The organism is Paenibacillus sp. FSL H3-0286, from assembly GCF_045040705.1.
Classification (GTDB): domain Bacteria; phylum Bacillota; class Bacilli; order Paenibacillales; family Paenibacillaceae; genus Paenibacillus_AQ; species Paenibacillus_AQ odorifer.
This window is the reverse complement of record NZ_CP150285.1, coordinates 3,517,397-3,543,729: the sequence shown is the minus strand read 5'-3', so window position 1 is coordinate 3,543,729 and position 26,333 is coordinate 3,517,397. Positions and strand designations below refer to the sequence as shown.

Here is a 26,333-nt window from a genome sequence, read left to right as displayed (position 1 = left end):
ACCGTTAACCTCCACTCATTACACCGAAGGTTAGTTCTAACGGGGTATTCAAAATCACATTCACCAATAAACGAGGAGCCAAGCTTATGAAAAATGATATTGGAAGCAGGAGTGAAGTGTATCGGACCCTATAGTCGCTATTAACCATAATTCGGCTCATTTGAGAACCTATCGGACTCTATAGTCGCTATTGGCTCGAAAAGCCCTCATATCGCGCATGTTTGGAACAAATAACGCCTCTGGGGTCCGAAACACTTCTTAAAAGTCAAAATTCAGCCGAATAGCTGCATCTGAGTCCGATCGCTCATGGTGAAGAGAGCGTGTGGGAATACAATACGCACAACAAGCAGCATAGTCGCACATCCGGTATCACAGACGCCAAACCAGCAGCATAGTCACAAATTAGGTAACACAGACGCCAAACCAGCAGCATAGTCACAAATTAGGTAACACAAACGCCAAACCAGCAGCCAAATAGCACATTCGGTAATCCAGACGCCCAACAGAGAAGCACCAATCAAGTATTGGAGTGTTCGTGTATTCATGTGTTCATGTATTCGAGTACGCAAATGTTCAAGGAGATACATCATGCTTCTTCCATGTGGAGAACATTCCTCTTAGCCCCACGCAGTGTCCGTTGCTCATTACTTCTCCTTCTTATGTAAATAATCTTCATTTTAGATTCTAGATTAGAATTATTTGCTATAATGTTCTCATGAAAAATAAAACTATCCTAAACAAATTAGCTATCATTCTACTTTTTATAAGCATTCTCTTTGGCCTACGCTGCATTTGGTTGAGTCTATTTAAGGTTTCCGACACTGTACCTGTGATTAACAATGGGGTACTGGATTTACGCGGCCAGGATCTGGAGCAGGCTAACTTATTCAGGCTGGATGGTGAATGGAGCTTCTATCCTTCGCAATTCGTTTCATCGAAGACTTCTACTCTACCAAAGCTATCCCACTCGCTTCAAGTTCCTGGAAATTGGAGCCATGTTATGGGAAGCGATCAGAATTCTTCTTATGGTTATGGTACGTATCGTCTGCGAATTTTGGTAGACCCGCTTCAGCAACCTGTCTCTTTCTGGATCAAACAAATTTATTCCGCTTCCAGTGTGGAGATTAACGGCACTCCTATTCTCAATAATGGGGTAATAGCTCTTGATGCCGATACATATGTACCCAAAACCACCTCATATACAGCAGCTTATTTTTCAAAAAACACCACAGTGATAGATGTATTTATTCACGTAGCTAACTTTGATCACCCCTATAAGGGCGGTATAAAAGGCCCTATTTTCTTTGGCTCTCAGGAACTCATTGACCGGACATACTTTTACACTGTCGGATTTCAAATGCTTACAGCAATTATCTTACTACTGCATGGGCTTTATGCCTGTATTCTGTACTTATTTAATCCTAAAGAACGTGCTCTGTTTCTTGTAGGGTTAATGACCTTATCTGTAGCTGTAATCCTTTTAGCTCGAAATGACAACTTAGTGCTTTCATTACTGCCGATTAATTATACTTGGTCCTTAAAAATCCGTTTGATCGCCTTCTTATGGCAAAACCTTTTTATTCTGCTTGTTTTCAGGAAATTCACCTCAGGTGCCAAAGTCAACAAGTGGTTACGTGCTTACACATGGTGTCTTTTCCTTTATACCTTGTTTATATTTATTGTCCCTGCTTATTTAGTCAGCACATCCATTCATTTGGGAATCATTCAAGTGTTCCAGTATATTCCCTTCATTTGGTTGCTCTATAGCTTAGGGCGCTTATTGTTCAAAAAGCAAGATGATAAAGATGTTGTTTTTCTGCTGTTATCAGGTGCGGCGATCGTTTCTAATTTGTTATGGAATTTGTGGGATAGTAACGGACACTATTCAATTGTCTATTATCCTTTGGATATTATCGCAGCCATCGTGGGCTTCTCAGCTTATTGGTTTAAAAAGTATTTTCAAAATGCTAAAGAGAACATGGAACTAAATGAGCAGCTGAAAAAAGCAGACAAACTTAAGGACCAGTTTCTCGCTAATACCTCACATGAGCTGCGTACACCGCTTCACGGAATCATGAATATCGCGCAAAATATTGTCACAAAAGAAAAGGACAGACTTTTCGAAAGTAGCCGTCAAGATATGGAACTGCTGATTACAATCAGCCGCCGTATGTCTCATATGCTTGGTGATCTACTGGATGTGGTCCGTCTTCAGGAGCATCGTGTTATTTTACAACAGGAACCTATTTCGGTTCAATCGGTAGTTCCCGGTGTGATTAGTATGCTTCAATATATGATTGAAGGTAAGCCAGTACAGCTATCTATGGATATCCCGGAAGCTATGCCGCCAGTTCGTGCGGACGAGAAAAGACTGGTGCAGGTTTTATTAAATCTGGTGCACAACGCGCTCAAATACACCGAAGCAGGACTTGTAACTGTTAAGGCTGAGGAACAGGACGGACAGGTTCTTATCTATGTGACAGATACCGGAGTAGGCATGACTGAAGAGACTATGGCACGGATATTTCTACCCTATGAGCAAGGCCCTCACGGAATAAATGACGGGCGTGGAATTGGGCTGGGATTAAGCATATGCCGGCAGCTGGTAGAACTGCATGGAAGCAGCCTAAGCATTCAATCAGAGCTTGGTAAAGGTTCAACTTTTAGTTTCACACTCTCTCTTGCCGATTCTTACAGCGAACAGATAATAAAACAGACGGAACCTACAGTTTCGTATATGGCAGATGAGATTCATAGACAGATGACTGAGTGGGGAATTTCCGAACATCAGCCAAGTAATCACTCTGAAAAAATTCCGCCGCTTTTTACAGAGATTAAGGTAAATATTCTGGTGGTAGATGATGATCCTGTCAATCTGAATGTACTAAAGGGTATTCTTGAAACCGAACCTTATATCATAACTACCGTGAACTCAGCCCATGAAGCATTGGAATTGTTGGATAAAAGGAACTGGGACTTACTTATTGGCGATGTTATGATGCCACAGATGTCGGGATACGAATTAACACAGAAGGTTCGTACTCGTTACTCCTTATATGAACTTCCGATTCTACTGCTTACTGCCCGTAGTCAGCCTGAGGATATTTATACTGGATTTTTGTCCGGTGCCAATGATTATGTCACAAAACCTGTAGATGCAGTGGAGCTTAAATACCGTATTCGGGCTTTAACTGCGATGAAGCTATCCTTCAATGAACGGGTGCGGATAGAAGCAGCCTATCTACAAGCACAGATACAACCGCATTTTTTATTCAATACGTTGAACTCTATTGCCGCACTCAGTGATTTGGATACTAAAAAAATGCAGGAGCTCATTGGCGCGTTTACTTCTTTCTTAAGAATCAGTTTTGACTTTTTAAATGTCGGAGAGCTCGTGAACCTCTCCCATGAACTGGAATTGGTAGAATCTTATCTGTATATTGAACAGACTCGATTTGCAGAAAGGATATCTGTTGTCTGGAAGGTAGATCCGAATATTGACATCCTAATTCCTCCTCTATCCATCCAACCGTTGGTAGAAAATGCTGTTAAGCACGGTATACTTAAGCGCCAACAGGGTGGAACTGTTCAAATACGTATTATCCGTCTGCACAAGGCTGTAAAGATTGAAGTGGAGGATGATGGGCAAGGCATGGATTCCGGGACCCTCTCTTTACTGCTGAAGCCAATGATGGAAGGCAAAGGTGGCATCGGGCTGGCCAACACCCATAGGAGGTTAAGTCAATTATATGGTCAAGGTCTCTCGATCCAGAGTAAGCCTGGAGAAGGCACCTTGGTATCCTTTGTTGTACCAGAGGACAGTGATAACTTTTCAAGCAAAAAAGCCGCTCCATAAGGAGTGGCTTTTTTGTATCGTTATCTATATCCTTTTAGAGTAAGCTTAAAAAATAGTCGGCACCATTCCCCCATCCATGCGAATTGGAGAACCTTTAAATGCAGAGGCATAAGGACTGCATACAAATGCTGCTAGTCTGCCTATTTCAAAAGGTTTAATAAATCGTTGTATTTCAGATTGAGGAAGATTTGTAGTCATGAATTTTCTTTCTTTTTCTGAAAAAGTCATATCTTCATTGGAGTATATCCCATCGATAATTTGATGCACATTTTCAGAAAGTGTTGGTCCTGGCATGATTGTATTGACTGTAACTTCAGTTCCTATCGTTAACTTAGATAAGCTTTTTGACAATGATAATAACATTGATTTGGTCATTGCATATTGAGGCATTTGGCCTGAAGGCATAATGGCTTCTTCACTAGCAATAAAGAGAATGCGGCCATAATCTTTTTGTAACATTTTAGGTAAATAGAATTTTGTTAATCCATTCGCAGCAAGGACATTAGTACGGAAGTATTTTTCGAATATTTCGTCGTCAACGTCCTCATATTTCATAATTTCATAGATACCCATATTATTAACTAAAATATCTATATTAGGGTATTTTTCGAATAAGGCTTCTCTTTGTTCAATATTCACAATATCCGCTGTAGCATTTTGTGGAGAGGTAGCCGAGAAATTTGACTTTATTTCATTTACAGTTTGTTCTACCTGATCATAATTCCGTCCATTAATTAGTACATTAACTCCTTCTTTAGCAAGTTCAAAGGCGATTGCTTTGCCAATACCTTTTGTTGATCCTGTAATTAAAGCTGTTTTATTATTTAATCCCATATCCATATTACATTTCTCCTTTTATCACGGCGTGCTGAGTAGTTGTCATTTCAAGAACAGTCCTGTGAGCCGGCTAGGATTATATTATCGTACCGGGGTTGTTCAGTAACTAGCGGATTGCGCCAAAGTTCTTGTTTAACACGCCAATGATAAATCTCTGAAAATACTGTCTTTATGAAGAGGGTATCGAGTTTAAACCTAAATGTTCAGTACGCCAATTTGAAGGAGTATCACCTTCCCAAAGACGGAAGGCACGGTAGAACGAGTTCTGGTCTTCATATCCAATCAAGAAAGCCACTTCTTTAATATCAAGCGATGGATCTGCCAGATACTCTCGTGCTTGCTCACGTCTAGCTTGTGTCAGCAATTGCTTGAAGCTTGTGTTTTCTTCAGTAAGCCTGCGTTGCAACGTACGGTCACTCATACTTAATGCCTTCGCAACAGCATGAATGTCAGGGCGTCCTCCGTTGAAGCTGCGTTTCATGATCCATTTGACCCTCTCGGTTATAGAGCGAGTGCCCTTCTGTTCAGCAAGCGTCCGGTCCAAAACGGGAGTCAGAATCTCCAGCAGCTCTTCGTTGTACGAGATAAAAGGCCGATCCAAATCATTTCGACGCAACGTCAAACGATTATATTGAGCACCTATCTGAATTCGGCAGCCGAAATAAGCTTCAAGAATCTTTACATTTCCTATAGGCTGTGAAAACTCGACAAGCTGTGCTGTCAAAGGTAGACCTGTGCCTCGCCGCCCAAGCTCTAGAAGAAATGCCAAAGTGAGGCCTAGTAGCAGCGGTGGACCAAAATGCCCGGGATGCTGCCATTCCAATTCGATTGTACATAGCTCGCCTTCTTCGGTAAAACGCAAGCTTTCAGGAGGGCACATTTGTTTGTATCGTACCATTCGGTTAAGAGCATCGCGATAGTCCTTAGCATGGTATGTTGCTAAGACCGTAGGCGGATATTGTGTAGTTTCAAAGACGGTTGCAAGCTTAATGATTCCTTCGGCTGTATCCCCAATGAGATCGGAATATGCCTGCCAGACTGCGAAATATTGGGCGGTGGTGACTTCTGACTCTGTGATCTGGCTAAGTGGAAGATTTGCTTTGCTGGCTACATCTTGTGCAGTTATTCCTAATTGACTTAATCCAGCCCAAAATCCTGGTGGGATTTTAATTTGATCAGAGGTATGAAACTTCATACATATGGACCTCCTTTATTAAGAACTCCAGCACACTTGGGCAAGCAGTTCGAACGAATGCAATCGTTTCTCATAATCTGGAATCATGGTAACGATAATGAATTCATTAACTCCATACAAAAGAGATAACCGTTCCAACTTACCTTTAACACTTTCCGGAGTACCTACCAGCAGCTTACGTTCCAAGGGCTCAGACTTCGCTTCGGCAGAACCTTCTTGTTGGAATAATGTCGTACCAGATGAGGCCAATCGCTCTGCCTCTTCCTCAGTCTCGGCGCAAATGACGCCAACAGCAACCATGGCCTGCGGTTCAGGAGAAAGTGAAGAAGGAGTAAAGGTTTCACGGTAAGCCTGCAAAACCTCCTCCCCTGCTACATCGCTCATGAACTGGCCAAACACATAACCTGCTCCAAACTCGGCAGCATATGCCGCGCTTTTCTTGTTTGTACCCAGCAGCCATAGCTCTGGAGATACGGGAGGGACCGGACGGGCGGTTATTGAACGTCCTTCATAGGAATAGTTACCCTGCAATAATTCAGTGACGCCTTTAAGGAGTTCTGGCATTTTCCAAACATTTTCGAGAAAATTGCCACTTAGTGCTAAACTTACTTCAGCATTACCGCCGGGAGCTCTGCCTAATCCAAGGTCGATGCGTCCCGGGTACAAACTGGCCAACAAATGAAATGCTTCCACCACCTTTAGCGGCTTATAATGTGGCAGCAATAAAGCGCCTGAGCCAAGGCGAATGTGTGCTGTTTTCGCTCCAATATGCGATAAAAGCACCTCCGTAGAGGTACATGCTAATCCTGGCATATCATGATGTTCAGCAACCCAATAACGAGTATATCCCAGTCTTTCTGCTGTCTGAGCCAGCTTCACTGCTTGTCCCAATGCGATACTAGCATCCACCGTATTAAAAACAGGTACAAGATCTAATACACTAAGCTTAATGGATGTTCTTGTCATGATTAAGTCCTACTCGAGGGTTTCGGTAAAATTCGATCATATCGATAAAAATAAGCTTGTAATCAACTGTCACCGCAGCCAGATCATACATTCGGCCATGGCCGTCTTCTTTGGAGGCAAAAACAACATCGTGCCGCAGCTTGTCCATAATCATTTTGCCGATGAACTGATGCTCGTATTCCGCGTACTTCTTTTTGAAAGCTTCATTAAATTCCCACACCTCTTGGTAAGACCGCTCTAGCATTGCGTTTACCAAAGTCAGCTCGTTGCCCTCTTTTTGTACAGCCACGTAATAATTTCCGCGCTCATCCTTGATCAAATCCTTATATAACTCAACGTTCAAAGTTAACATCTCCTCTCTGATTACCTAGGACTCAATTTTATAGGCTTGCAGTCAGCACCGTTGGCTCTGTCGTGATTTCTACATTTCCTGCAACGGCTCTGGAGATCATGCAGGAGCCTTCTGCTTTATGGGCAATTCGGATGGTTTTATCGATATCGTCCTGTGACGCAACTTTGGTAAGGGTGATTAGGGGTGAATGTTTGATGGCTTCATATGTAAAAATGTTATTCGTTACATCGACCGTCGCCTCTGAGGTTAACGTCAGCTCTGAAGTCGTAAGCCCTGCCCGCTCCAGCAATGCTGCAAGTGTAATGAGATAACAGGTTGCTGCTGCTCCCAAAAGCATCTCATCCGGATTCGTTCCTACTCCGGGTCCTCCCATTTCCTTCGGAATGGAAATTTGAGTCTTAAGCTGTCCAGCTTCAATAGTTCCGTCACTGTTACGGCCACCGTTCCATACGGCGTTCAATATAAATGGGTGCTTCATTTTTATATATCCTCCCTAGCTTGATATGCATGCTATATTTTTCATCGAATACTTTACATGCTAACATAGAAGAATGTGGTGAACAAACAGGCTCAGGCCTACTATTCATGAAACTTATCTATAAATTAAAATTCAGGAGGTTCTACCATCATGATAAACGACACGGATATCAAACATCTTAAGCGTTGTATTGAACTTGCCCAAATTGCACTCGAAGCTGGGGACGAACCCTTTGGTTCCGTCCTTGTATCAGCAAGTGGCGAAGTGCTGGCGGAAGACCGCAACCATGTAGGTAGCGGTGACCATACTCAGCATCCCGAATTCGCTTTAGCCCGCTGGGCAGCTCAGAATATGACACTGGAAGAACGTAAGCAGGCAACAGTGTATACCTCCGGAGAACATTGCCCTATGTGTGCAGCGGCACACGGGTGGGTTCATTTAGGACGAATTGTATATGCCAGTTCCTCGAAGCAATTATCGGCGTGGTTAAATGATATGGGAATTGCAGCATCACCCGTCCGTAATTTAAGTATTCAGGAGGTTATTTACGAAACGTTCGTAGATGGCCCTGTACCCGATCTTGCAGAACAAGTACGGGAGCTTCATCTACAATTTCACGAGAAAAGACTTCATTAGAAAGAAGAAACAAAAATAATTGATTTTCCGTAAAAAAAGAACCTTTGGATAAAGGTTCTTAGGCTGTCGAGAAAGTCTCGACAGCTTTATTTATGTCCAGAAAAGGGTGATTTCACATCCCTTACTTTTTATTATTCTTAATTACTTCGCTAAAGCGGTCAGGGAAATTTGTATGTACACCATCTACACCCCAAATTACGGCTTTATCCATATTCACTTGATAATTCACAGTATATGGAAACACCTTTAGCCCTGAATTTTTTGCCTGCGCGACATATGCCGCATTTATTTTTTGAAAGTTAGGACTTATGCCTACCGCATAAGTTTTTAATCTATTCACATAGGATTCTGATATTTTATAAACAGGGAAATCATACCATACAATTTGATAAAGAGGGACTGCTGGATTTATGGAATGGAATCTACGCAAACTCGCTTCACTAAATGAATGAATAGCAACATGAGCCGACAGATCATAATTTAAGATTTCTTCGTTTAACAATGCCTCGATGTTCGAATTCGACGTGGGATCTTTAATCTCAATCATATAGTCCACTTCTTTTCCGAACCTTTCAAATACCTCTTTTAGTGTCGGAATACGTAAATCTACATATTTATCTCTAGCGAACATGGGATATTGTTCATTAAACCATGAACCCGCGTCTAATTTTGAGATCTGCTCTAAAGTAAAATCCTTTACATACCCTTTAGCATTCGTGGTACGATTTACGGTCCCATCGTGAATAACAACAGGAACATGATCTTTTGTTAACTGAATGTCTAACTCGATATAATCGGTCTTCATATCAATGGCTAGCTCGAATGCAGGTATTGTATTCTCAGGAGCATATCCTGAAGCACCACGGTGAGCGATGGTATATACTTTATCCGCAGGCATGATAATTTCCTTTACTTTAATGCGAATCCAGGGGGAATAAGCATACAAAGAGGTGAACAATAAGATTAATAAAAGCACATGTATACCTATAAAGTAGATTCTGGAATTTTGAATTTTTTGCATTAAGCTGACCTCATCTTTTTAAAAATATAATGTAGAATACTTGGTGTCTTTCGCTCTAACATTCATTCTTGTGTAAAATTATGATTTATATTCCCTTATGTTAATCTCACCTCATCGTATTTGTAAGGTCAAAGTTTGGAGATTTCTATTGTACCAGATTATCTAGAGAAAATATTGTGAGGCAGCATAAATGGAAAAGGATCTGCAAGGTCAAGAAAGCAACATCTAAACTTTGTGGGGTATAAACTATAGTTGCTATATATACAGAGTCCTAAAGTTCTTATACCATTAACTTTGTAAGCGATTAACTTTATAGGAGGAAATGACTTGACAAAGCCAGTGCAACCCAATGAACCTCTCGTAACTCATATTTATACTGCGGACCCTTCTGCTCATGTATTTGAAGGCAAGATTTATATTTATCCCTCTCATGACCTGGATCACGATATGATCTCTAATGACAACGGTGACCAATATAATATGGAGGATTACCATGTTCTGTCTATTGATGGAGATGGCTCCCCTTGTATCGACCACGGTGAAGTGCTTCATGTGAAGGATGTCCCATGGGCTAAACAGCAAATGTGGGCTCCGGATGCAGCATACAAAAACAATACCTACTATTTGTTTTTCCCAGCCCGAGACCATGACGATATTTTCCGAATTGGGGTTGCAACCTCAGCGTCACCTTCCGGACCCTTTACACCTGAACCGAACTACATTCGTGGCAGTTATAGCATTGATCCCGCTGTTTTCGTTGATGATAGTGGCAAATCATATATATACTTTGGGGGTCTTTGGGGCGGTCAACTTGAAAAATGGCAAACCGGCTCATTTGTTACGGATGCAGAGGGACCGGCTGAAACGGCACCTGCTCTAGGACCTATCGTAGCGGAGCTGAGCGAGGACATGCTGAGCTTTGAAGGTGCGCCTAGGGAAATATCCATCGTCGATACGAACGGAAATCCGATTCTTGCTGGAGATGAAGAGAGAAGATATTTTGAAGGTCCATGGGTTCATAAATATAACGGTTATTATTATCTTTCTTATTCCACGGGTACTACCCATAATATTGTATACGCTATCAGTAAAGATCCGCTTGGGCCTTTTGTATATCAAGGAAAAATACTTACACCCGTCCTGGGCTGGACAACACACCATTCTATTGTTCAGTTTAAAGAGAAATGGTATTTATTTTATCATGATAGTTCTTTATCTGGTGGTGCTGACAACAAGCGTTCTGTAAAATATACGGAGCTGAAATACAACGATGATGGCACCATTCAAACCATCCATCCTTAGTTTTTATTGAAATGGAGTGCATGCTGTAGTGCATAGGAGGGGAAATATCATGCCAATAACACAACAAGGTGCTTTTTATACGGGGAAATATCGCAATTTATTTAAGGAGCTCGGCTTTTCTGAAGATGAAATCAACGCTAAACTCGAAGAAACTTGGAGTGATTTGTTTTACGGAGATCCGAACGTACGAATCTACTATCCGCTGGACGAGGATAAAAGCTATATTCTGGATACAGGTAATCTGGATGTTAGGTCAGAAGGAATGTCCTACGGGATGATGATGGCTGTTCAAATGAATAAAAAAGATGAGTTTGATCGTTTATGGAACTTCTCTAAGACGTTTATGCAGCACAAAGAAGGCCGTTATGCCGATTACTTTGCTTGGCACTGCAAGCCTGACGGTACAAGAATTTCTCAAGGACCCGCACCGGACGGGGAAGAGTTTTTCGCCATGGCTTTGTTTTTTGCCTCAAAACGTTGGGGGAACGGTCCGGCACCTTATAATTATTCCGAGCAGGCTCGAATAATATTGCGTGCTTGTGTACATAAAACTGAAACAGGCGCTGGTGACTCAATGTGGGACGCGGAAACGAAACTGATTAAATTCGTACCGGAATCCACCTTCAGTGATCCATCTTACCATCTCCCCCATTTCTATGATTTGTTCGCTTTGTGGGCTGATGCAGGTGACCACATGTTTTGGAGAGAAGCGGCGGAAGCCAGCCGCTCATATCTACACACTACATGTAATCCTATAACTGGCCTCGCTCCCGAATATGCTAATTTTAACGGCACCCCGGCAGAACCCCAGCCTCATGGTGATTTCAGTCATTTTTTCAGTGATGCTTACCGGGTTGCGGCTAATATCGGTTTGGACTGGGCATGGTTCCAAAAGGACAGCTGGCAGGTCGATCAATGTAACCGGATTCAAGCTTTTTTTAGGAATATCGAAGTTTCCAATTACCGGAGGTATACCATTGAGGGACAGGCATTCGACGAACCGGCGCTGCATCCGGTAGGCCTTTTGGCGACTAATGCCATGGCTTCGCTTGCTTCGGATGGCCCGGAGGCAGAGCATTTTGTCCGTTTGTTTTGGGATACACCTTTGCGAACTGGACAACGTCGTTATTATGATAACTGTCTGTACTTCTTTAGTTTACTGGCCCTAAGTGGAAACTATCGCATTTATTGAAGTATATCGAACAAAACAATAGGACTCCATTCCTCAAAAAGCCGAGGAATGGAGTCCTATTGATCGTAATAAAGCTTTGCTATTATTTAATAACTACATATTCCAAGTTCACAAGTTTTGCGTAAGCAATAATTTGGTCTGTTGTAAGAGTTAATGAAACAACGGTGTGGTGACCGCCACCATTTTCGATCCAAGCTTTAACTCCGTCTTGGAAGTTTGGTTTAACATTCCAAAGCACACGAGCTACTGGAAGGTTTGGAGCTGGAACAGTTGGTTCAAAAGCAGTCACTTCATTGATCAAAAGTTTGTAATGCGTACCGAAGTCAGCCATGGAAACCACTACACCGTCTCCTGCTTTGCCGTCAAATACTAAACGGGCTGGATCGTCTTTACCACCAATACCTAGTGGAGACACGATGATTTTTGGTTTGTTGCTTGCCAAAGTTGGATCTACTTCAAGCATATGGGATTGAAGAATAGATTCTTGTCCAACTGTCAATTCATAAGTGTAATCTTCCATAAAGCCAGTCGATTGGTTATGGCTCATCACTTTAAGCAAGCGGTCGAGAGCTGCAGTCTTCCAGTCTCCTTCTCCAGCAAAACCATATCCTTGTGCCATCAAACGTTGAACAGCAAGTCCTGGAAGTTGTTTCATTCCATGTAAATCTTCGAAGTTTGAGGTGAAGGCATTGTAGCCACCTTGATCAAGGAAACGTTTGATAGCAATTTCATAGCTTGCTTGAACTCTTACGCTAGCTTCCCAAGCTTCTTTGCTGTTAGTGCCATAGTCGAATTCATACAGCTCTGCATATTCAGCAAACAAACCATCGATTTCTTCTTCTTTAACTTCATTAATGACTTGAACCAGGTCACCAATACCAAAGTAGTCTACCGTCCAGCCAAATTGAATTTGGGCTTCAACTTTATCTCCTTCAGTTACACCAACGTTACGCATGTTGTCACCAAAACGAGCAACTTTGATATTGAAGCTTTCGTTATAAGCAACGGCTACGTCCATCCATTCTGCAATTTGCTTTTGAACTTCAGGGCGTTCCCAATAGCCTACAACCACTTTGTTTTGTTTGTTCAAACGGGCATTAATAAAACCATATTCACGGTCACCATGAGCTGCTTGGTTCAAGTTCATGAAGTCCATATCAATTGTTGCCCATGGAATACTTTCATTATATTGCGTAGCTAGATGAAGCAAAGGTTTTTGCAGCATTTTTGTTCCGCGGATCCACATTTTTGCAGGTGAGAAAGTATGCATCCAAGTGATGACACCGGCAACTTCGTCACGGTAGTTAACTTCTTTCATAATGTTGGTGATTTTATCTGCGCTGACAGCCAAATCCTGCAATACTAGTGGGTAAGGCAAAACTCCGCTTTTATTCAAAGCATCTGTCATCGTTTGTGCGTGCGCTTTAACTTCAGCCAATGCTTCTTCCCCATAAAGATGTTGCGAACCTACGACAAACCAAAATTCTTTTGCTACTGCTGTTGACATATTCATCCTCTTTTCATCATTTTGTGGTTTGATTATTTTTGACCGTAATAAGCGTCTTTCCCATGTTTGCGCAAGTAATGTTTATCTAGAATACGTTGTGGCAATTCTTCCGCAAAATGGTTCAACTCTCTAGCAAATAAATTCATTTTCGATACTTCATCCAACACTACGCTGTTCATTACAGCGGATTTTGCATTTTTCCCCCAAGTAAAGGGTCCGTGGCCTTTAAGCAAAACACCGGGAACCGCCATAATATCTATCCCGCGTTGTTCAAAGGTTTCGATGATTACATTACCTGTTTCCGCTTCGTAACCCCGATCGATTTCCTCTTGCGTCAAGAAACGTGCACAAGGAATGGAGCCATAGAATGTATCAGCGTGCGTAGTTCCCATTACAGGAACGTCAAGTCCTGCTTGTGCCCAGATAGTCGCCCAAGTGGAATGTGTATGCACGATTCCGCCAATTTCGGAGTAATGTTTATAAAGTACTGCGTGAGTAGGTGTATCGGAGGAAGGTCTCATCTCCCCTTCAACCACATTGCCATCCAGATCAACAACTACCATATCGCTGGCTTTCATTGTTTCATAATCTACACCACTAGGTTTGATTACGAATAATCCACTTTCGCGATCAATTGCACTCACATTTCCCCATGTATACTTGATTAGTCCATGTTTCGGCAATTCCAGATTGGCTTGAAAAACCTCTTCTTTAAGTTGTTCTAACATCTTGGTCCCTCCATTTTCAGACTAAATTATCAACAGCGGATTGCTCAATCGCCAGACCTTTTTTATAACGTTCGATAAAGGTTTCAAAACCTTTAATGTCGGTTGCATCGGGATGAATTTCTTCTCCCTTTACATCTTTGAACACTTTTTGATCGAGGAAGTCTTCCAAGCTTTCTTCCTGATTTTTGTTCATCATGTAGGAGGCAAGAATAGCCATTCCCCATGCGCCGCCTTCTCCAGCTGTCGACATTACGGAAACAGGAACATTCAGTGAAGCTGCCATCATTCTTTGGCCAACAACCGGAGTCTTAAATATACCGCCGTGTCCTAAAATACTATCAATAGCTACATTCTCTTCTTTCGTCAAAATGTCCATTCCAATTTTCAAAGCACCAAAGGCGCTGAACAAATGTGTACGCATAAAGTTAGCCAGATTAAATTTGCTCTCAGGCGAACGTACAAATAACGGACGACCTTCTTCTAACCCCGTAATGTTCTCACCCGAGAAATAACCGTAACTGAGCAATCCACCGGCATCTGGGTCTGCTTCCAAAGCTTTATTCAGCAGTACGCTGTACAATTTGTCAGCTTCGGCTTTTTGCCCCATCGCTTCATAGAACTCACGGAATAATCCGAGCCAGGCGTTAAGGTCACTTGAACAGTTATTAGCATGAACCATACCTACTGGACTTCCGTCTGGCGTAGTCACCATATCGATTTCCGGATAAACCTTGGAAAGCTCTTTTTCCAATACGATCATGGCAAAAACAGAGGTTCCTACGGAGACATTCCCGGTACGTTTTCTTACACTATTGGTAGCAACCATACCGGTTCCCGCATCCCCTTCTGGAGGACTAAGCGGAATCCCAGCTTGTAATTGCAATGATGGATCCAGAATTTTGGCTCCTGCTTCGGTTAATAGACCCGCTTGCTCACCGGCAACACACACCTTAGGAAGAAGGTTGCTGGTCTTCAGCGAATAACCTTTGCCAGCAATAAGCTCATCAAACTGTTGTATCATAGATTCATTATAATTTCCTATGGATTCATCAATCGGGAACATACCTGAAGCATCTCCAACACCAAGTGCTTTGTTGCCGGTCAATAACCAATGAATGTATCCTGCTAACGTTGTAACAAACCGAATCTGCGGCACATGTTCTTCTTTGTTTAAGATCGCCTGATAAAGATGAGCAATACTCCAACGTTCAGGAATATTGAATTTAAATACATCTGTCAGTTCTTTGGCTGCCTTACCCGTTGTTGCATTACGCCAAGTCCGGAACGGAACGAGCAATTGATCCTGGTCGTCAAAAGCCATATATCCATGCATCATTGCAGAAAACCCGATTGAACCAACGGTTTGGAGGGTGATTCCGTAATTTTGTTGAACTTCTTGCTTCATCTCACGATAAGCATCTTGTAGACCTTTGATAATATCTTCTAGGCTGTACGTCCAAAAGCCGTCTTTCAACTGATTTTCCCATTCATAACTTCCAGAAGCGATCGTTTGAAAACTATGATCAATAAGTACTGCTTTAATACGCGTGGATCCAAATTCAATCCCTAGCGAAGTTTCTCCCTTATTGATTGCTTCTTCGATGCTTAATCGATTCGATATCACGTTGGTCACCTCTCTGACAGCGCTTTTTTAATATAAAAGAATTCGCTTTCTTAATTGACAGCTTTAGTATAATTTTTTGTACGTACATTTGTCAATAAAATAGTTATATATACATACAAATATGGAGAAGATAATAATTTAACTCCGGACTTAGTTTGTTTATGATGATCTAAAGGTACGAAATATTTACATTTTTTCATAAAAAAAGAGCCCCTTTATATTTAATTCGTAGTCATGCTATAATTTGTACATACAACTTATCGAAATGTACGAATTATAAAGCGAACAAGTATGGAAAGAGGAATTACATGAAACCAAAGTATCAAGTGATTATAGAGGATATAAAAAGCAAGATCCTTTCAGGAGATTACAATGTAGGCGAACAAATTCCTACGGAGTCTGCCTTGCAGTCCTTGTACGAGGTTAGCAGACAGACTGTTAGAAAAGCCATTTTAGAGCTATCCAACGAAGGATTCCTCCGCAGCGAAAAAGGTTCTGGCACGTATGTCAGCAACCAATATCGCACAAAGACCGGCGGGAGTTCCCATAAGAAGACGATCGGTGTAATTACGACCTATATCTCTGACTACATCTTCCCTTCTATTATCCGGGGGATTGAAAGCCGAATGAATGAGGATAACTATTCACTACTATTGGCTAGTACCAATAACGATGTTGCGCAAGAAAAAAAAGCTCTCGAAATGATGTTGTCCTACGGCGTAGATGGTTTAATTATTGAACCTACGAAAAGTAATCTGTATAATCCCAATATTGCGTATTATCTGTCGTTTAAGGAGCAAGATATTCCACTCATTATGATTAATGCTTTTTATGAGGAAATAGAGCTCCCCTTCCTTTGTCTTGACGATGTGCAGTCCAGTTATCTGGCAACAAAAGAATTGATCTCCAAAGGCCACTCTCAAATTGGACTTATCGCAAAAATGGATGATTTACAAGGCAAATATCGAATGAAGGGTTATATCAAAGCCCTCGAAGAAGCTAAATTGCGGTTTTATCCAGAGCAAATATTTTCGTTCAACACCGAGACCAAACAAACCTTAGCTACGAACTTGAAGGATTTCCTAAATAAAAATAGAGATACCCTCTCTGCGATTGTCTGCTACAACGACGAGGTTGGTCTGGAAGTGGTCAATGCTTGCAGACAGCTAGACATTTCTATACCAGAGGAATTATCAATTATTGGCCAGGACAACTCCTATATTGCCCAAAATGCAAACATCAAACTGACCACTTTAACACATCCCCAAGAAACTATGGGCCGTGATGCAGCGGATTGGGTCATTAAAAAATTACAAGGAAAAAAGGATCTTCCCAACAATACTTATTATCAACCTGTGTTAATTGAAGGAGAAACAGTAGTCGAGAGATAGAATAAATTCTGAGGGATTTTGCGTTTCTCTTCATATGTAAATGTAATAACCCACCAGTCGTGACTGGTGGGTTATTTGCAACTGTCATCTCCGTATTCTTTAAAGGTTCGATTCGTGTTTTGAAGTCAACAGTACAGAAGAAGCAAACTGTTTCACAAGCTTGCCGGGATTGATCCCGTATTTCTCCCGAAACACCTCTGAGAAGTGACTTGAGTTGGAATAACCTACAGCACAGGATGTCTCATTAACGTTCAAATTACCTTGCTGCAATAGGTGTAGAGCCTTCTCCAACCTTATATCCCGCAAATAGCCGAATACAGTTGTTCCGAACATTTCTTTAAAGCCTGATTTTAATTTGTTATCATTCATTCCAATCAATCGGGAGAGCTCCAACAGGCTTGGCGGATCTATCATCCGTTGCAACATGATGTCCCGGGCTTCACTAATTTTTGTCATGTCGCTTTTCGATAGCTTTGTTGTCCCAGAAGTACCCTCTGTTAGAATCGATTGAAAGCCCAACGACAAAAGCTCTAATGTACTACATTCGATCTCCAGATTTTTGGTGCTGCGGTTTTGAAGAGCTGCCAGCATTCGCTCAAGCACGATAGCAGTAGACGGCTGCATCGTTTCCTGGAATACACGAAAAGATGCTTGGCCAAGAATGCGGTCAAAATCAGCGGATCTCCCACCCCCGCCTTCTTCCATGAAGTGATGAAAAGTCGAAACAGGAATACCTATGCCTAACATAAGATAAGATTCATTCCCCTGAAACTCAAATTGAGAGCCAACTTCATTCATGAGTTGTAGCGTACAGCTTCCCGGAACAAACTCATACTGGACACCATCTACAGAGACTTCTCTTTTCCCTTGTAAACAATAATTAAGTTCAACCATTGCTGTTTTGGTTACCAAAGGCATGCTGTAATCCTGGCGAAAGGTAAAATCGGATACCACCACATTGATATCAAAGCGTGGGACGAATCGACGAACGAACCCTTCTCCCCTTTGCGAATGTAGTGCCATGTGCTCTGTACGATCTCTATTCTGCCGCGGCAGCTCAAGCCCATCGAAAAAAAGATTGAAATTGTGATGATAATCTATTCCAGTCATTGCTACCGCTCTCCGTTCAAGTTTTATAATATTGAGAATAATTCTCATTATTATAAAGGATCCTCTCTTTTTTGACCCGCTTGAATATGGTGTTATCTGGATACGCCATCTAGGAAACACTAACATTTCTTTTACTTAATTTCTTAAATACCGAGTATTCCTTATTGGACTTAATAAAACTTAATATCTTTTCGGCACATTCTATTGAATTCATCTCTTCCGTATTTACTTCGAGGTCATATTCATCAAAGCAATATACTTTGCTAAACTGTGAAGCTGCTAGTCCAATCTTTCTATCTCCTCTTGTTTGCTCTCTTCTTATGAGTTCTTCTTTCGAGCATATTACACCTATAAATAACGTAGGCTGATCGAAAAATTGATCAAGAAACACATTAAACCTCTTATCATTGTCGATTACGGTATCTACTATTACATTAAAACCCATTTCTATTAACAATTTAATTGTCGAGCGGTACACTGAGAATATGGAATCATCTAATATTTGGGAAACGACTTGATGATCTATTTCTCTTGGAGGTTCATCTGGAAATTTATTATTAATAAAATCATTGTAATTATTAAAAAAATCATCAATTGATAAATGATAAAAAGGAATCTCTTTCTGTTTTATCAGTTCAGTCGATATGGAGGTCTTTCCGGAACTTGAAGTTCCATTTAGAAAAACTAATATCCCTTGCTTCAATTTAATCATCCCTTCAAATAATAATCATTGCAACTCAGAGAATATTCGAGAAAAGATTAAATTATCCTTTACTGTTTGATATGTTCCTTGATTTGTTCGGCTATTTGCTCCAACAATGCTTCTTTTCCTAAAGCAAAGAAAGCCTCATTATAATTTTGTCTGCTTGTCATGCGATATATATTATTCGATTTTGCAGCTTTCAGATTACTCCAGACCTTGCTTTGGTCAAGAACATTCTGGTCATTATCGGATAATAAAATGATATGGTCTGGATTAAAGGTAGACAGTGCTTCTAGACTTGTCACTTTCCCTCCCCATGGATCTGGCTCCGGTGTACCTGGCGCGAGGGGTAATCCTAGATCATTAAAAATCATATCCGCAATACCTGTGCGGGAATAGATGCGTATTTCTTTCTCTGTAGCTTCGATTACCGCAAACGTCTCTTCCTTGGTTATCTCAGTGATTTGATCATGTAGTAGTAGAGCACGTTGATCATAGACCTTCAACCACGTTTCCATTTCCGCTTTCTTATCAAGTACCTCCGCAACAAATGCAAATCGCTCTCTAAAAGCGTTAAAGCCATAAGGCACCCTCACTGTTGGAGCAATCATATTTAGTTGATCATAGATTTTTTCTTGGGTAGGTCCTGCCAGTATCAAATCAGGGCTTGCTGCAATGATCGCTTCTAAGTTGACTTCCGTCTGAAACCATCCAGCGGGAGTTACATCAGGCAGTTCTTTTTTGAGAATAGGAGTGATTTCTAATGAATTAGCCATATCCGTATTCCCAGTAATAACAGGTTTATATCCAAGCACCAGAAGTTCTTCCGTTGAGCCGGATACATCGGCAATTCTAACCGGATTCACCGGTATTACAACATCTCCTTTAGCATCCTTGAGGGTACGTGTTTCGGTCGAATTAGTAGCGACGGGTTCTGAATTTACCGCAGGTTGAGAATTTTCTACCTTAGCCTCCTGACCTGAATTCCCACACCCGTACAGCATCACCATCATGATTAAGGCGATTCCGACAAAAGAGATTCGTTTTAAACTGAACATTTTTTCCAACCCTCTCCAATCTATTGATAATCATTCTCACTTCTAGCAAGTCCGATCATACACTCTGCTGATAGGACAGAACTACCGGCAGAGGGATTGAATAACGGTTTGGCGGATATTTATTTAATTTTTATCGTTTTTTAATTACTTCTGAAGGATTAATTCCATACTGCTTCCGAAAAGCTTCGGCAAAATGACTAAAGTTGTTGTAACCTACCATCGTCGCCGTTTGGCTGACACTAATTTCCCCGGTACTTATGATTTCCCATGCTTTTTCTAAACGTTTGTTCCGTAAATATGCAAATACAGTTGTTCCGTACTCTTCCTTAAATCCAACTTTCAATTTGTATTCGTTAATGCCTGCCAGCTTGGACAATTCGATTAGCGAAGGTGGGTTTGCCATGTGGTCAAGGATGATATCCCTGGCTTTCCGAATGTTTTCTCGGTCACTACGTGATAAATGCAAACTCCGTTTAGTATGTTTCTGCTCAAAAAGAAATGCGTCAAAATATACAGATAGGAGTTCTAATGCCTTCCCCTCTACGTACAACCGGCGCATGGAGGTATGATATGGACAGTCTCTCAATTGCACCAATAATCGGGTGGTTTCTGGAAGAATAGGCATACGGAACATTCGAAAAGCACGTGAATCTAACAGCCCGGATAAGCTGCGAGCATGTGAAGAGCTTTGATCCGCCATCCATGAATCGAATAGTGTAACCGGTACACCTATGGACAATAAACGGATAGGTTCAGCACTCCGATAGTGAAATTCCGCTTGGAAATCCTGCATGAACTGCAATGAACAACTATCGGGCATTAACTCATGGCTGGTATCTGTTACATGAACTTCCCCGCTTCCCTGCAGACAAAAGCTTAACTCAATCATCGCCGCTTCGGATTGAACCCGAACTAGGCGATCATCAGCAAAACGGTAATCACTATCAACAATTTCGATCCCGGAGGGTGTGATCACTCTATCGACGTATCCTTGGGTACTGGATTGTGCAAAATGTTTCCTCTCTGTAGTGCCCCTCATAGACGGAGCCTCAAACAAAGCATCGAAATACCCGTTATAGATGTTATGAATAGATGAACTTGTCATTCTGTTATACACTCAGCAGGTAAGCTGCACTCCGTAATCCCAATATTATGTTTTATCATGAGCAGATCACCTTTTCTCTTCTATTAAATGATAACGATTATCATTTAGATCATTATATGCGAGATATTAGATAACCTGCAATGTACAGTTTTTAAGGATCTCTTATCTCCGCCTTCTCAGTAAAGCGGTAGCACTTCTTGTGTCAGCCCTGAAAAGAGGTCGCTGGTTTGATCAAAAAAGGTATCAGGCAAATAATAATAAGCATCACCCATAGACACCACCTTTAATTCGGGAATGATATACATGGCGATATAAGTCCCGTCTTTGAGGTTGAACTGTAATTGATATGATTTTCCTTGGGATTGCGCCGCTGCAAGAGCTTCATATTCCTTAATGCTTAGCTCTGTTTTTTTTGCGCTGTACAAACCTTCGATAATGGACTCAACAATAGGATGATCAGTGATAGTCTTTTGCACGTCATTCCCCACATGATTCAGAATATAGATATCTTTTGCATGCTCCTTCAGATTAGCCAGATCTAGATACTCCTTCGCGCTCATTGCAGAATCGTCTACCTTCGCCACAATTTCAGCTAGATAATAATATTGCTCATCCTTAACTGCAATACGAAAATGGGATGGGTATGTTGGGATTTCATACAGCTTTCCACCCATAGCGAACGTAGCGGCATAATCTTTTTCCGCATTCTTATCCCCGTCATTCTTTCCGGGCTCTTGGTTGAGATCAAACTCTAATGCACCAAGCGATTTGTCAGGCTCCATACCTGTGAACTTAAACTGAGCGCCATCTGCTACGAATGCATAACGGTATCCATTGTAATTCAGAATTTTGCGAACCCCTGTGGGAGACGAGACTGGTGTCTGCTGTGATATTTGTGGTGAATTAGGCAACGGAGTCTGCGGAAATTTATAAACGGCCACACCTAACACCAATGCAGCACAAGCTGCGAGTGAGCCCCACTTTACATAAGCTTTTTTATTAGTGCGTCTCACGGAGTTGGCTTTTTCTATCAAATTTTCGTCTATGTAACCGATTGTTTTGAAGAGCTCTTTATTATTCAAAGGAAATAACCCTCTTTCTGAAGATATATTTGGAGTTTTTTGCGTGTTCTGAAAAGAATTGATTTGGTTTTACTTTCACTGATTGAGAAGCGTGCGGCAATATCGGCCAAAGAATCAGAATACCAGTAACGCCTCAAAAAAACATTCCGCTGATCTTCCTTAATGTTGTGTAGAAATTTGCTTATAGATTCGGCTATTTGTGCTTCCTCGTATTGGGTTTCAACGTTGTCTGAAGAGGATAAACAATCGTTTAATTCATTAAGAATCGTATCGAATTTTTTATTCCGTTTTTTAGCCATGTAATAATCGTATTTGTTCAAAGCAATATTTCGTGTGATTCTCCCCAGAAAAGAGGACAGCTTTGCAGGAGACTTCGGCGGTATTGCTTCCCATGCACCAAGAAAGGTATCGTTAACACATTCTTCCGAATCTTCAGCATTAGACAAAATGTTATGAGCGATCCGAGTACAATAATTTCTATATTTTTTCGATGTTTCTTCTACTGCCCTTTCATTACGTGCAAAATACAATTGTATGATTTCACTATCTTCCACTCCATCACTTCCGTTCGATTTGATTAAGCATTCACTTATAAAGTAGGAAAAGAAGTGTTTAGGTTGCATAAAAATATAATTTTCTATAAGCTTCGGCATTCAACGCTGATAATATGACATAAAAATACAAATAACCCCTCATCCTAAGGGATAAGGGGAAGTTATGATATCATCTAATTTTTAATTAATTCTACTTCCTTCATTGGAACCTTTGTCTTACGGAGCATCATCCAGATCCCCCCCAGACAAAATAAAACACTACATCCCATGCCAAACAACGCGCTGGCGTTTAATGCCTGAGGTGAGCCTTTCATTGTAAGCACAGCCATTTGAGTGACAACAATGGAGACTAAGGCATCAGTAAAGCTAATCATTTTTAATGTTGATATAATGGGATTTTTGAGATGACGGTTAACAATATTTCCATGAATGGCAAAACCAAGTTTTGTAAAAGCGATCAGTGCTACCAGATATACAATGTAACCTTCATAAACCAAAGCATCTCCGACTAGATAAATCCGCAGGCAGACCAACAGATAAGAAACCCCTAGAAGACAAAGAAAAACACCGCCACGCTTATAAACGTAAAGCTCCAGTGAATACCTTTGCTGTGCTGAACTGACTTTTTTAGCTAATGTATATTTATGAAGCACCTGTCCTTTGGCTATACAAAGGATCAGATAATAAAGTGCATTTGTGATGAACCATCCGGACAATAGATATAACCCAAGAATTAACTTGCCTATACCAATAAAAGCATCGATGACTAAGGAAGCAGCGTTGAACATGGCGGTTCGATCTTGCGGATTTCCGAAGTACCGAACTAAGATTGCCTTAATATATATCATCCTTTCAAGAAAACCTTCATATCTCATTTTATGTTTCTAAGGGGACAATAGTATCATACTTGGCTCAACCCAGCAATAAAGCAAACAAAGTTCTGATTTATGATATATTAGAAAAGGTTGTGCTAATTCAGCAAGAGGAAATAGCAACAGCAATTGTTAATGGAGGCAGGTCGTATATGTATAGAAAATTAACAGCAGCAGAGTTGGATGTTATTTTAAGCTCGATTAATAAGGAACAGCATTTTTTATATTATTCATACCTTACTTTTCGCAGACAAAACACAGTGCATTACGGTCAGTATTCTGACCAGGGCGAGTTGCTTGGAGTATTAGCCTTTTTAAGTGGCCTTCCGTTTAATGCTTTTTCTGTATATCCAGTTCAGCAATCCTTTTGTCTCAGCTCAATGTTGGCGTTCATGAAAGATGAATTACATCTACATAACCATGCGGTAGGTAGCTTTATTATTAACGAACAAGAGCTGCAGGTCTTTGCTTCTCAGCTTGAGTTCTACAGCCCTCCCAAAAAATTGCTTCTTATGAAACATATTCATGAAGATGTTCTACCAACAGCGGACAAGCATGTTATGCACTTAGGACCTGCTCATTTCCAGCGAATTGAAGCAAAGATGAACGAGCTGCAAACCATGGCTTTTTCAAAAGAAGAATTACAGAATCCGTTCTATGGTGTGATGGCACAAGACGAGCTGATTGCTGTAGGAGGATACCATATATATAGTGAGGATTACGTTGAACTAGGAAATATCGGAACAGATGTAGCCTGGAGAAGAAATGGTTATGGAAAAAAAGTCTGTGCAGAGCTAACACGCCAAGGACATGCCATTTCAGCTAACGTATATTTGAATGTTTTTGAGGAGAATGTAGGAGCCATTTCTCTATATCAATCGCTGGGATATGAACTCATTTGCCAACAATACATCGTTGAATTTGTTATTTAAATTAAAAACGTACTGCAGCTAATGCAGTACGTTTTTTTTAAATTTTAGGTGATACGCCAGTTAACCTTGTTTATTTCATTGCTTTTGCCAGCTCTGTGAAAATAACCCCAAGCGCATGAGCACCCGCATCTGGATAACCGATGCTGCGTTCCCCTACTGTACCGGCTCTTCCCATACGGGCAACGATTTCTATAGTATTTTTAGAACCTTGGACAGCTGCTTCCGCTGCTTTATTTGCCGCCACTTTAATATCGTCGCCTTGTTCTGCACTTTGGGTCCAGGCATCTGCAAACGGTACAAGCGCATCAATCAATGTCTTGTCTCCGACGACAGCCCCTCTGCCAAAAGATCTTTCACCCGTATCTTGAATCCCTTTGACAACAGACTGCATCATATCAGCAAACTCCTGAATGGTCAGCTCTTCCTTCTGCTGAACATTTTTGCTCGCTGCGCGGAAGCCTGATCCCCAGATCGGTCCGGATGCTCCGCCGCAATATTCCATAATGACCATGGAGCAGGCGTCAAGGAACTCACCGATATTAGTGAGATGATGAGCTAAAATATCTTCCCACTCGACTTTCAGCTGTTTAAAGCCCTTAGCTACACTCATCCCGAAATCGCCGTCTCCAGCGTGGGAGTCAAGCTCACAGAACGGAACTTCATTCTCGATAATAACCTGGCTCATTTGATCGAGCAGATAGACGATATTTTGCAAAGTAAACCGATTGTTCTTAATCACCGCTGCAGCAGCATCCGTATTATTCTTAAAGGATACATTGCTGTCTGCTTTCTCTTCTTGGATTACTTCAGTATATTTCACAGGCTCAAAAGGGCCTTTAATCGACAAGGCTGGTGTATCACAAGGCGCAGATAACCATTTCTTCAGTGTCTCATCCAGCTTCATTATCGTCACCGATGCACCTGCCATGTCAATGCTGGTCATGTAGTTACCAACAAACACTTTAAACACTTGCTTATTCTTAGCGGTTAATTCGCGGATGACAGAATTGTTCAGCAAATATAACTCTTGCAGCGGGGTGCCTCCAAAACCATTAATTAATACGGCTACTTCCTCCTGCTTCTGATCATTCATTTGGAAGTTGTCTAGCAAAGAGGTAACCATTCGCTGTGCTAATTCATCTGCGGGTACAATTTTCTCCCTGCGTATTCCAGGTTCTCCATGGATGCCAACCCCGTATTCCATCTCGTTCTCTTCAATATGAAATGTCGGAGTACCTTTGGCAGGCACGGTACAAGAGGTATAGGCGAAGCCTATGCTGCGCACATGATCAATTGCATGTTGCGCCGCTTCTTTCACTTCCGCTAAGGACAATCCAGCTTCTGCTGCTGCTCCGGCTACCTTATGAACAAGCACTGTTCCGGCTACGCCTCTTCTCCCTACTGTATAAAGGCTGTCTTCAACGGCAATATCGTCGTCTACTTTGACATAATCCACTTCGATACCGTCTTCAGTTGCTAGATGGGCCGCATTTTTAAAGTTCATGATGTCACCGCTATAATTCTTGATAATAAGCAGCGAACCTTTGGTGCTTGCTGTGCGGCGAATCGCTTGATAAACCTGAATTTGGGATGGAGAAGCAAACACATCACCGCATACAGCTGCATCCAGCATCCCGGTTCCTACAAACCCGGCATGAGCCGGCTCATGCCCGCTTCCGCCACCACTGATCAGGGTAACTTTATCTTGATTGATCTCTTTCTTAGAAATCACTTTGAATTTAGGATCGAAATCCAGCTCGGGATGCGCCAAGACAAGCCCGTTACACATTTCCCTAACCAGAGTCTCCGGCTTGTTTATTATTTTTTTCATC

At 41.4% G+C, this 26,333-nt stretch carries 23 protein-coding genes; 6 read left to right on the top strand and 17 right to left on the bottom strand.

Annotated elements, in window-relative coordinates; genetic code table 11:
• Positions 1-796: 796 nt before the first annotated feature.
• Positions 797-3,856, top strand: a complete 3,060-nt coding sequence (locus MHB37_RS16020) for an ATP-binding protein (protein WP_405168226.1) — start codon at positions 797-799, stop codon at positions 3,854-3,856.
• A 45-nt stretch (positions 3,857-3,901) separates the two neighbouring features.
• Here MHB37_RS16020 and MHB37_RS16015 read toward each other — a convergent pair whose 3' ends face one another.
• From MHB37_RS16015 to MHB37_RS15995, 5 genes are all read right to left on the bottom strand, one after another.
• Entirely contained in the window at positions 3,902-4,696 is a 795-nt protein-coding gene (locus tag MHB37_RS16015) for an SDR family NAD(P)-dependent oxidoreductase (protein WP_076307807.1), read from the bottom strand.
• 166 nt (positions 4,697-4,862) lie between these two features.
• A complete protein-coding gene (locus MHB37_RS16010) occupies positions 4,863-5,888 on the bottom strand; it encodes a helix-turn-helix domain-containing protein (RefSeq protein WP_405168225.1) in 1,026 nt (341 codons plus the stop codon).
• Between the two features lie 18 nt (positions 5,889-5,906).
• Positions 5,907-6,854 carry an LLM class flavin-dependent oxidoreductase gene (locus tag MHB37_RS16005; protein ID WP_405168224.1) on the bottom strand — a complete coding sequence of 316 codons (948 nt, stop codon included), beginning with the start codon at positions 6,852-6,854 and terminating at the stop codon, positions 5,907-5,909.
• Positions 6,835-7,197, bottom strand: coding sequence for a hypothetical protein (locus MHB37_RS16000; protein WP_076303749.1), 363 nt, complete (start codon positions 7,195-7,197; stop codon positions 6,835-6,837). Before MHB37_RS16000 ends, MHB37_RS16005 begins: the two co-directional genes overlap by 20 nt.
• A gap of 37 nt (positions 7,198-7,234) precedes the next feature.
• On the bottom strand, positions 7,235-7,684 hold the full coding sequence (locus tag MHB37_RS15995; protein ID WP_405168223.1) for an OsmC family protein: 450 nt from the start codon (positions 7,682-7,684) through the stop codon (positions 7,235-7,237).
• Between the two features lie 150 nt (positions 7,685-7,834).
• On the opposite strand from MHB37_RS15995, the gene MHB37_RS15990 reads away from it, so the two are divergent.
• A complete protein-coding gene (locus MHB37_RS15990) occupies positions 7,835-8,320 on the top strand; it encodes a nucleoside deaminase (protein ID WP_076125601.1) in 486 nt (161 codons plus the stop codon).
• 121 nt (positions 8,321-8,441) lie between these two features.
• Here the strand turns inward: MHB37_RS15990 and MHB37_RS15985 are convergent, their stop codons facing one another.
• The gene (locus MHB37_RS15985) at positions 8,442-9,341 is read right to left on the bottom strand and encodes a glycerophosphodiester phosphodiesterase (protein ID WP_076125603.1); all 900 of its coding nucleotides are present in this window, start codon (positions 9,339-9,341) and stop codon (positions 8,442-8,444) included.
• Positions 9,342-9,668: 327 nt separating this feature from the next.
• Here MHB37_RS15985 and MHB37_RS15980 point away from each other — a divergent pair, with 327 nt between their 5' ends.
• Together MHB37_RS15980 and MHB37_RS15975 are read left to right on the top strand one after the other, a co-directional pair.
• Complete coding sequence (locus tag MHB37_RS15980) at positions 9,669-10,643, top strand: glycoside hydrolase family 43 protein (protein ID WP_340034549.1); 975 nt, start codon at positions 9,669-9,671, stop codon at positions 10,641-10,643.
• Positions 10,644-10,692: 49 nt separating this feature from the next.
• Positions 10,693-11,835 (top strand): glycosyl hydrolase family 8, encoded by a 1,143-nt coding sequence (locus MHB37_RS15975; RefSeq protein ID WP_076190363.1) that lies wholly within the window; start codon positions 10,693-10,695, stop codon positions 11,833-11,835.
• 82 nt (positions 11,836-11,917) lie between these two features.
• Here the strand turns inward: MHB37_RS15975 and araA are convergent, their stop codons facing one another.
• Genes araA through MHB37_RS15960 form a run of 3 tightly spaced genes read right to left on the bottom strand, consistent with a single transcriptional unit; the run spans position 11,918 to position 15,694 of the window.
• The gene (araA, locus tag MHB37_RS15970) at positions 11,918-13,342 is read right to left on the bottom strand and encodes an L-arabinose isomerase (protein WP_038571054.1); all 1,425 of its coding nucleotides are present in this window, start codon (positions 13,340-13,342) and stop codon (positions 11,918-11,920) included.
• 32 nt (positions 13,343-13,374) lie between these two features.
• Positions 13,375-14,070: an L-ribulose-5-phosphate 4-epimerase gene (locus MHB37_RS15965; RefSeq protein ID WP_036677359.1), complete on the bottom strand. Its 696-nt coding sequence runs from the start codon at positions 14,068-14,070 to the stop codon at positions 13,375-13,377.
• 16 nt (positions 14,071-14,086) lie between these two features.
• Complete coding sequence (locus MHB37_RS15960; protein WP_340394317.1) at positions 14,087-15,694, bottom strand: FGGY-family carbohydrate kinase; 1,608 nt, start codon at positions 15,692-15,694, stop codon at positions 14,087-14,089.
• Between the two features lie 308 nt (positions 15,695-16,002).
• On the opposite strand from MHB37_RS15960, the gene MHB37_RS15955 reads away from it, so the two are divergent.
• Entirely contained in the window at positions 16,003-17,085 is a 1,083-nt protein-coding gene (locus MHB37_RS15955; protein ID WP_076125610.1) for a GntR family transcriptional regulator, read from the top strand.
• Positions 17,086-17,184: 99 nt separating this feature from the next.
• On the opposite strand, the gene MHB37_RS15950 is transcribed toward MHB37_RS15955, so the two are convergent.
• The 7 genes from MHB37_RS15950 to MHB37_RS15920 form a co-directional block, all read right to left on the bottom strand.
• The gene (locus MHB37_RS15950) at positions 17,185-18,195 is read right to left on the bottom strand and encodes a helix-turn-helix transcriptional regulator (protein ID WP_076280633.1); all 1,011 of its coding nucleotides are present in this window, start codon (positions 18,193-18,195) and stop codon (positions 17,185-17,187) included.
• 109 nt (positions 18,196-18,304) lie between these two features.
• Positions 18,305-18,898, bottom strand: coding sequence for a phosphotransferase-like protein (locus tag MHB37_RS15945; protein ID WP_339174286.1), 594 nt, complete (start codon positions 18,896-18,898; stop codon positions 18,305-18,307).
• Between the two features lie 68 nt (positions 18,899-18,966).
• Positions 18,967-19,956, bottom strand: a complete 990-nt coding sequence (locus tag MHB37_RS15940) for an ABC transporter substrate-binding protein (RefSeq protein WP_076307804.1) — start codon at positions 19,954-19,956, stop codon at positions 18,967-18,969.
• A gap of 130 nt (positions 19,957-20,086) precedes the next feature.
• Positions 20,087-21,061: an AraC family transcriptional regulator gene (locus tag MHB37_RS15935; protein WP_076280634.1), complete on the bottom strand. Its 975-nt coding sequence runs from the start codon at positions 21,059-21,061 to the stop codon at positions 20,087-20,089.
• A gap of 176 nt (positions 21,062-21,237) precedes the next feature.
• Positions 21,238-22,143, bottom strand: a complete 906-nt coding sequence (locus tag MHB37_RS15930; protein WP_405169573.1) for a hypothetical protein — start codon at positions 22,141-22,143, stop codon at positions 21,238-21,240.
• Positions 22,140-22,697, bottom strand: a complete 558-nt coding sequence (locus MHB37_RS15925) for an RNA polymerase sigma factor (RefSeq protein WP_076125863.1) — start codon at positions 22,695-22,697, stop codon at positions 22,140-22,142. Before MHB37_RS15925 ends, MHB37_RS15930 begins: the two co-directional genes overlap by 4 nt.
• Positions 22,698-22,870: 173 nt before the next feature.
• A complete protein-coding gene (locus MHB37_RS15920; protein ID WP_254857049.1) occupies positions 22,871-23,545 on the bottom strand; it encodes a hypothetical protein in 675 nt (224 codons plus the stop codon).
• Positions 23,546-23,721: 176 nt separating this feature from the next.
• Here MHB37_RS15920 and MHB37_RS15915 point away from each other — a divergent pair, with 176 nt between their 5' ends.
• Complete coding sequence (locus tag MHB37_RS15915; RefSeq protein WP_076302133.1) at positions 23,722-24,501, top strand: GNAT family N-acetyltransferase; 780 nt, start codon at positions 23,722-23,724, stop codon at positions 24,499-24,501.
• Positions 24,502-24,571: 70 nt separating this feature from the next.
• Here MHB37_RS15915 and dhaK read toward each other — a convergent pair whose 3' ends face one another.
• Positions 24,572-26,332: a dihydroxyacetone kinase subunit DhaK gene (dhaK, locus tag MHB37_RS15910; protein ID WP_076184598.1), complete on the bottom strand. Its 1,761-nt coding sequence runs from the start codon at positions 26,330-26,332 to the stop codon at positions 24,572-24,574.
• Position 26,333 lies beyond the last annotated feature (1 nt).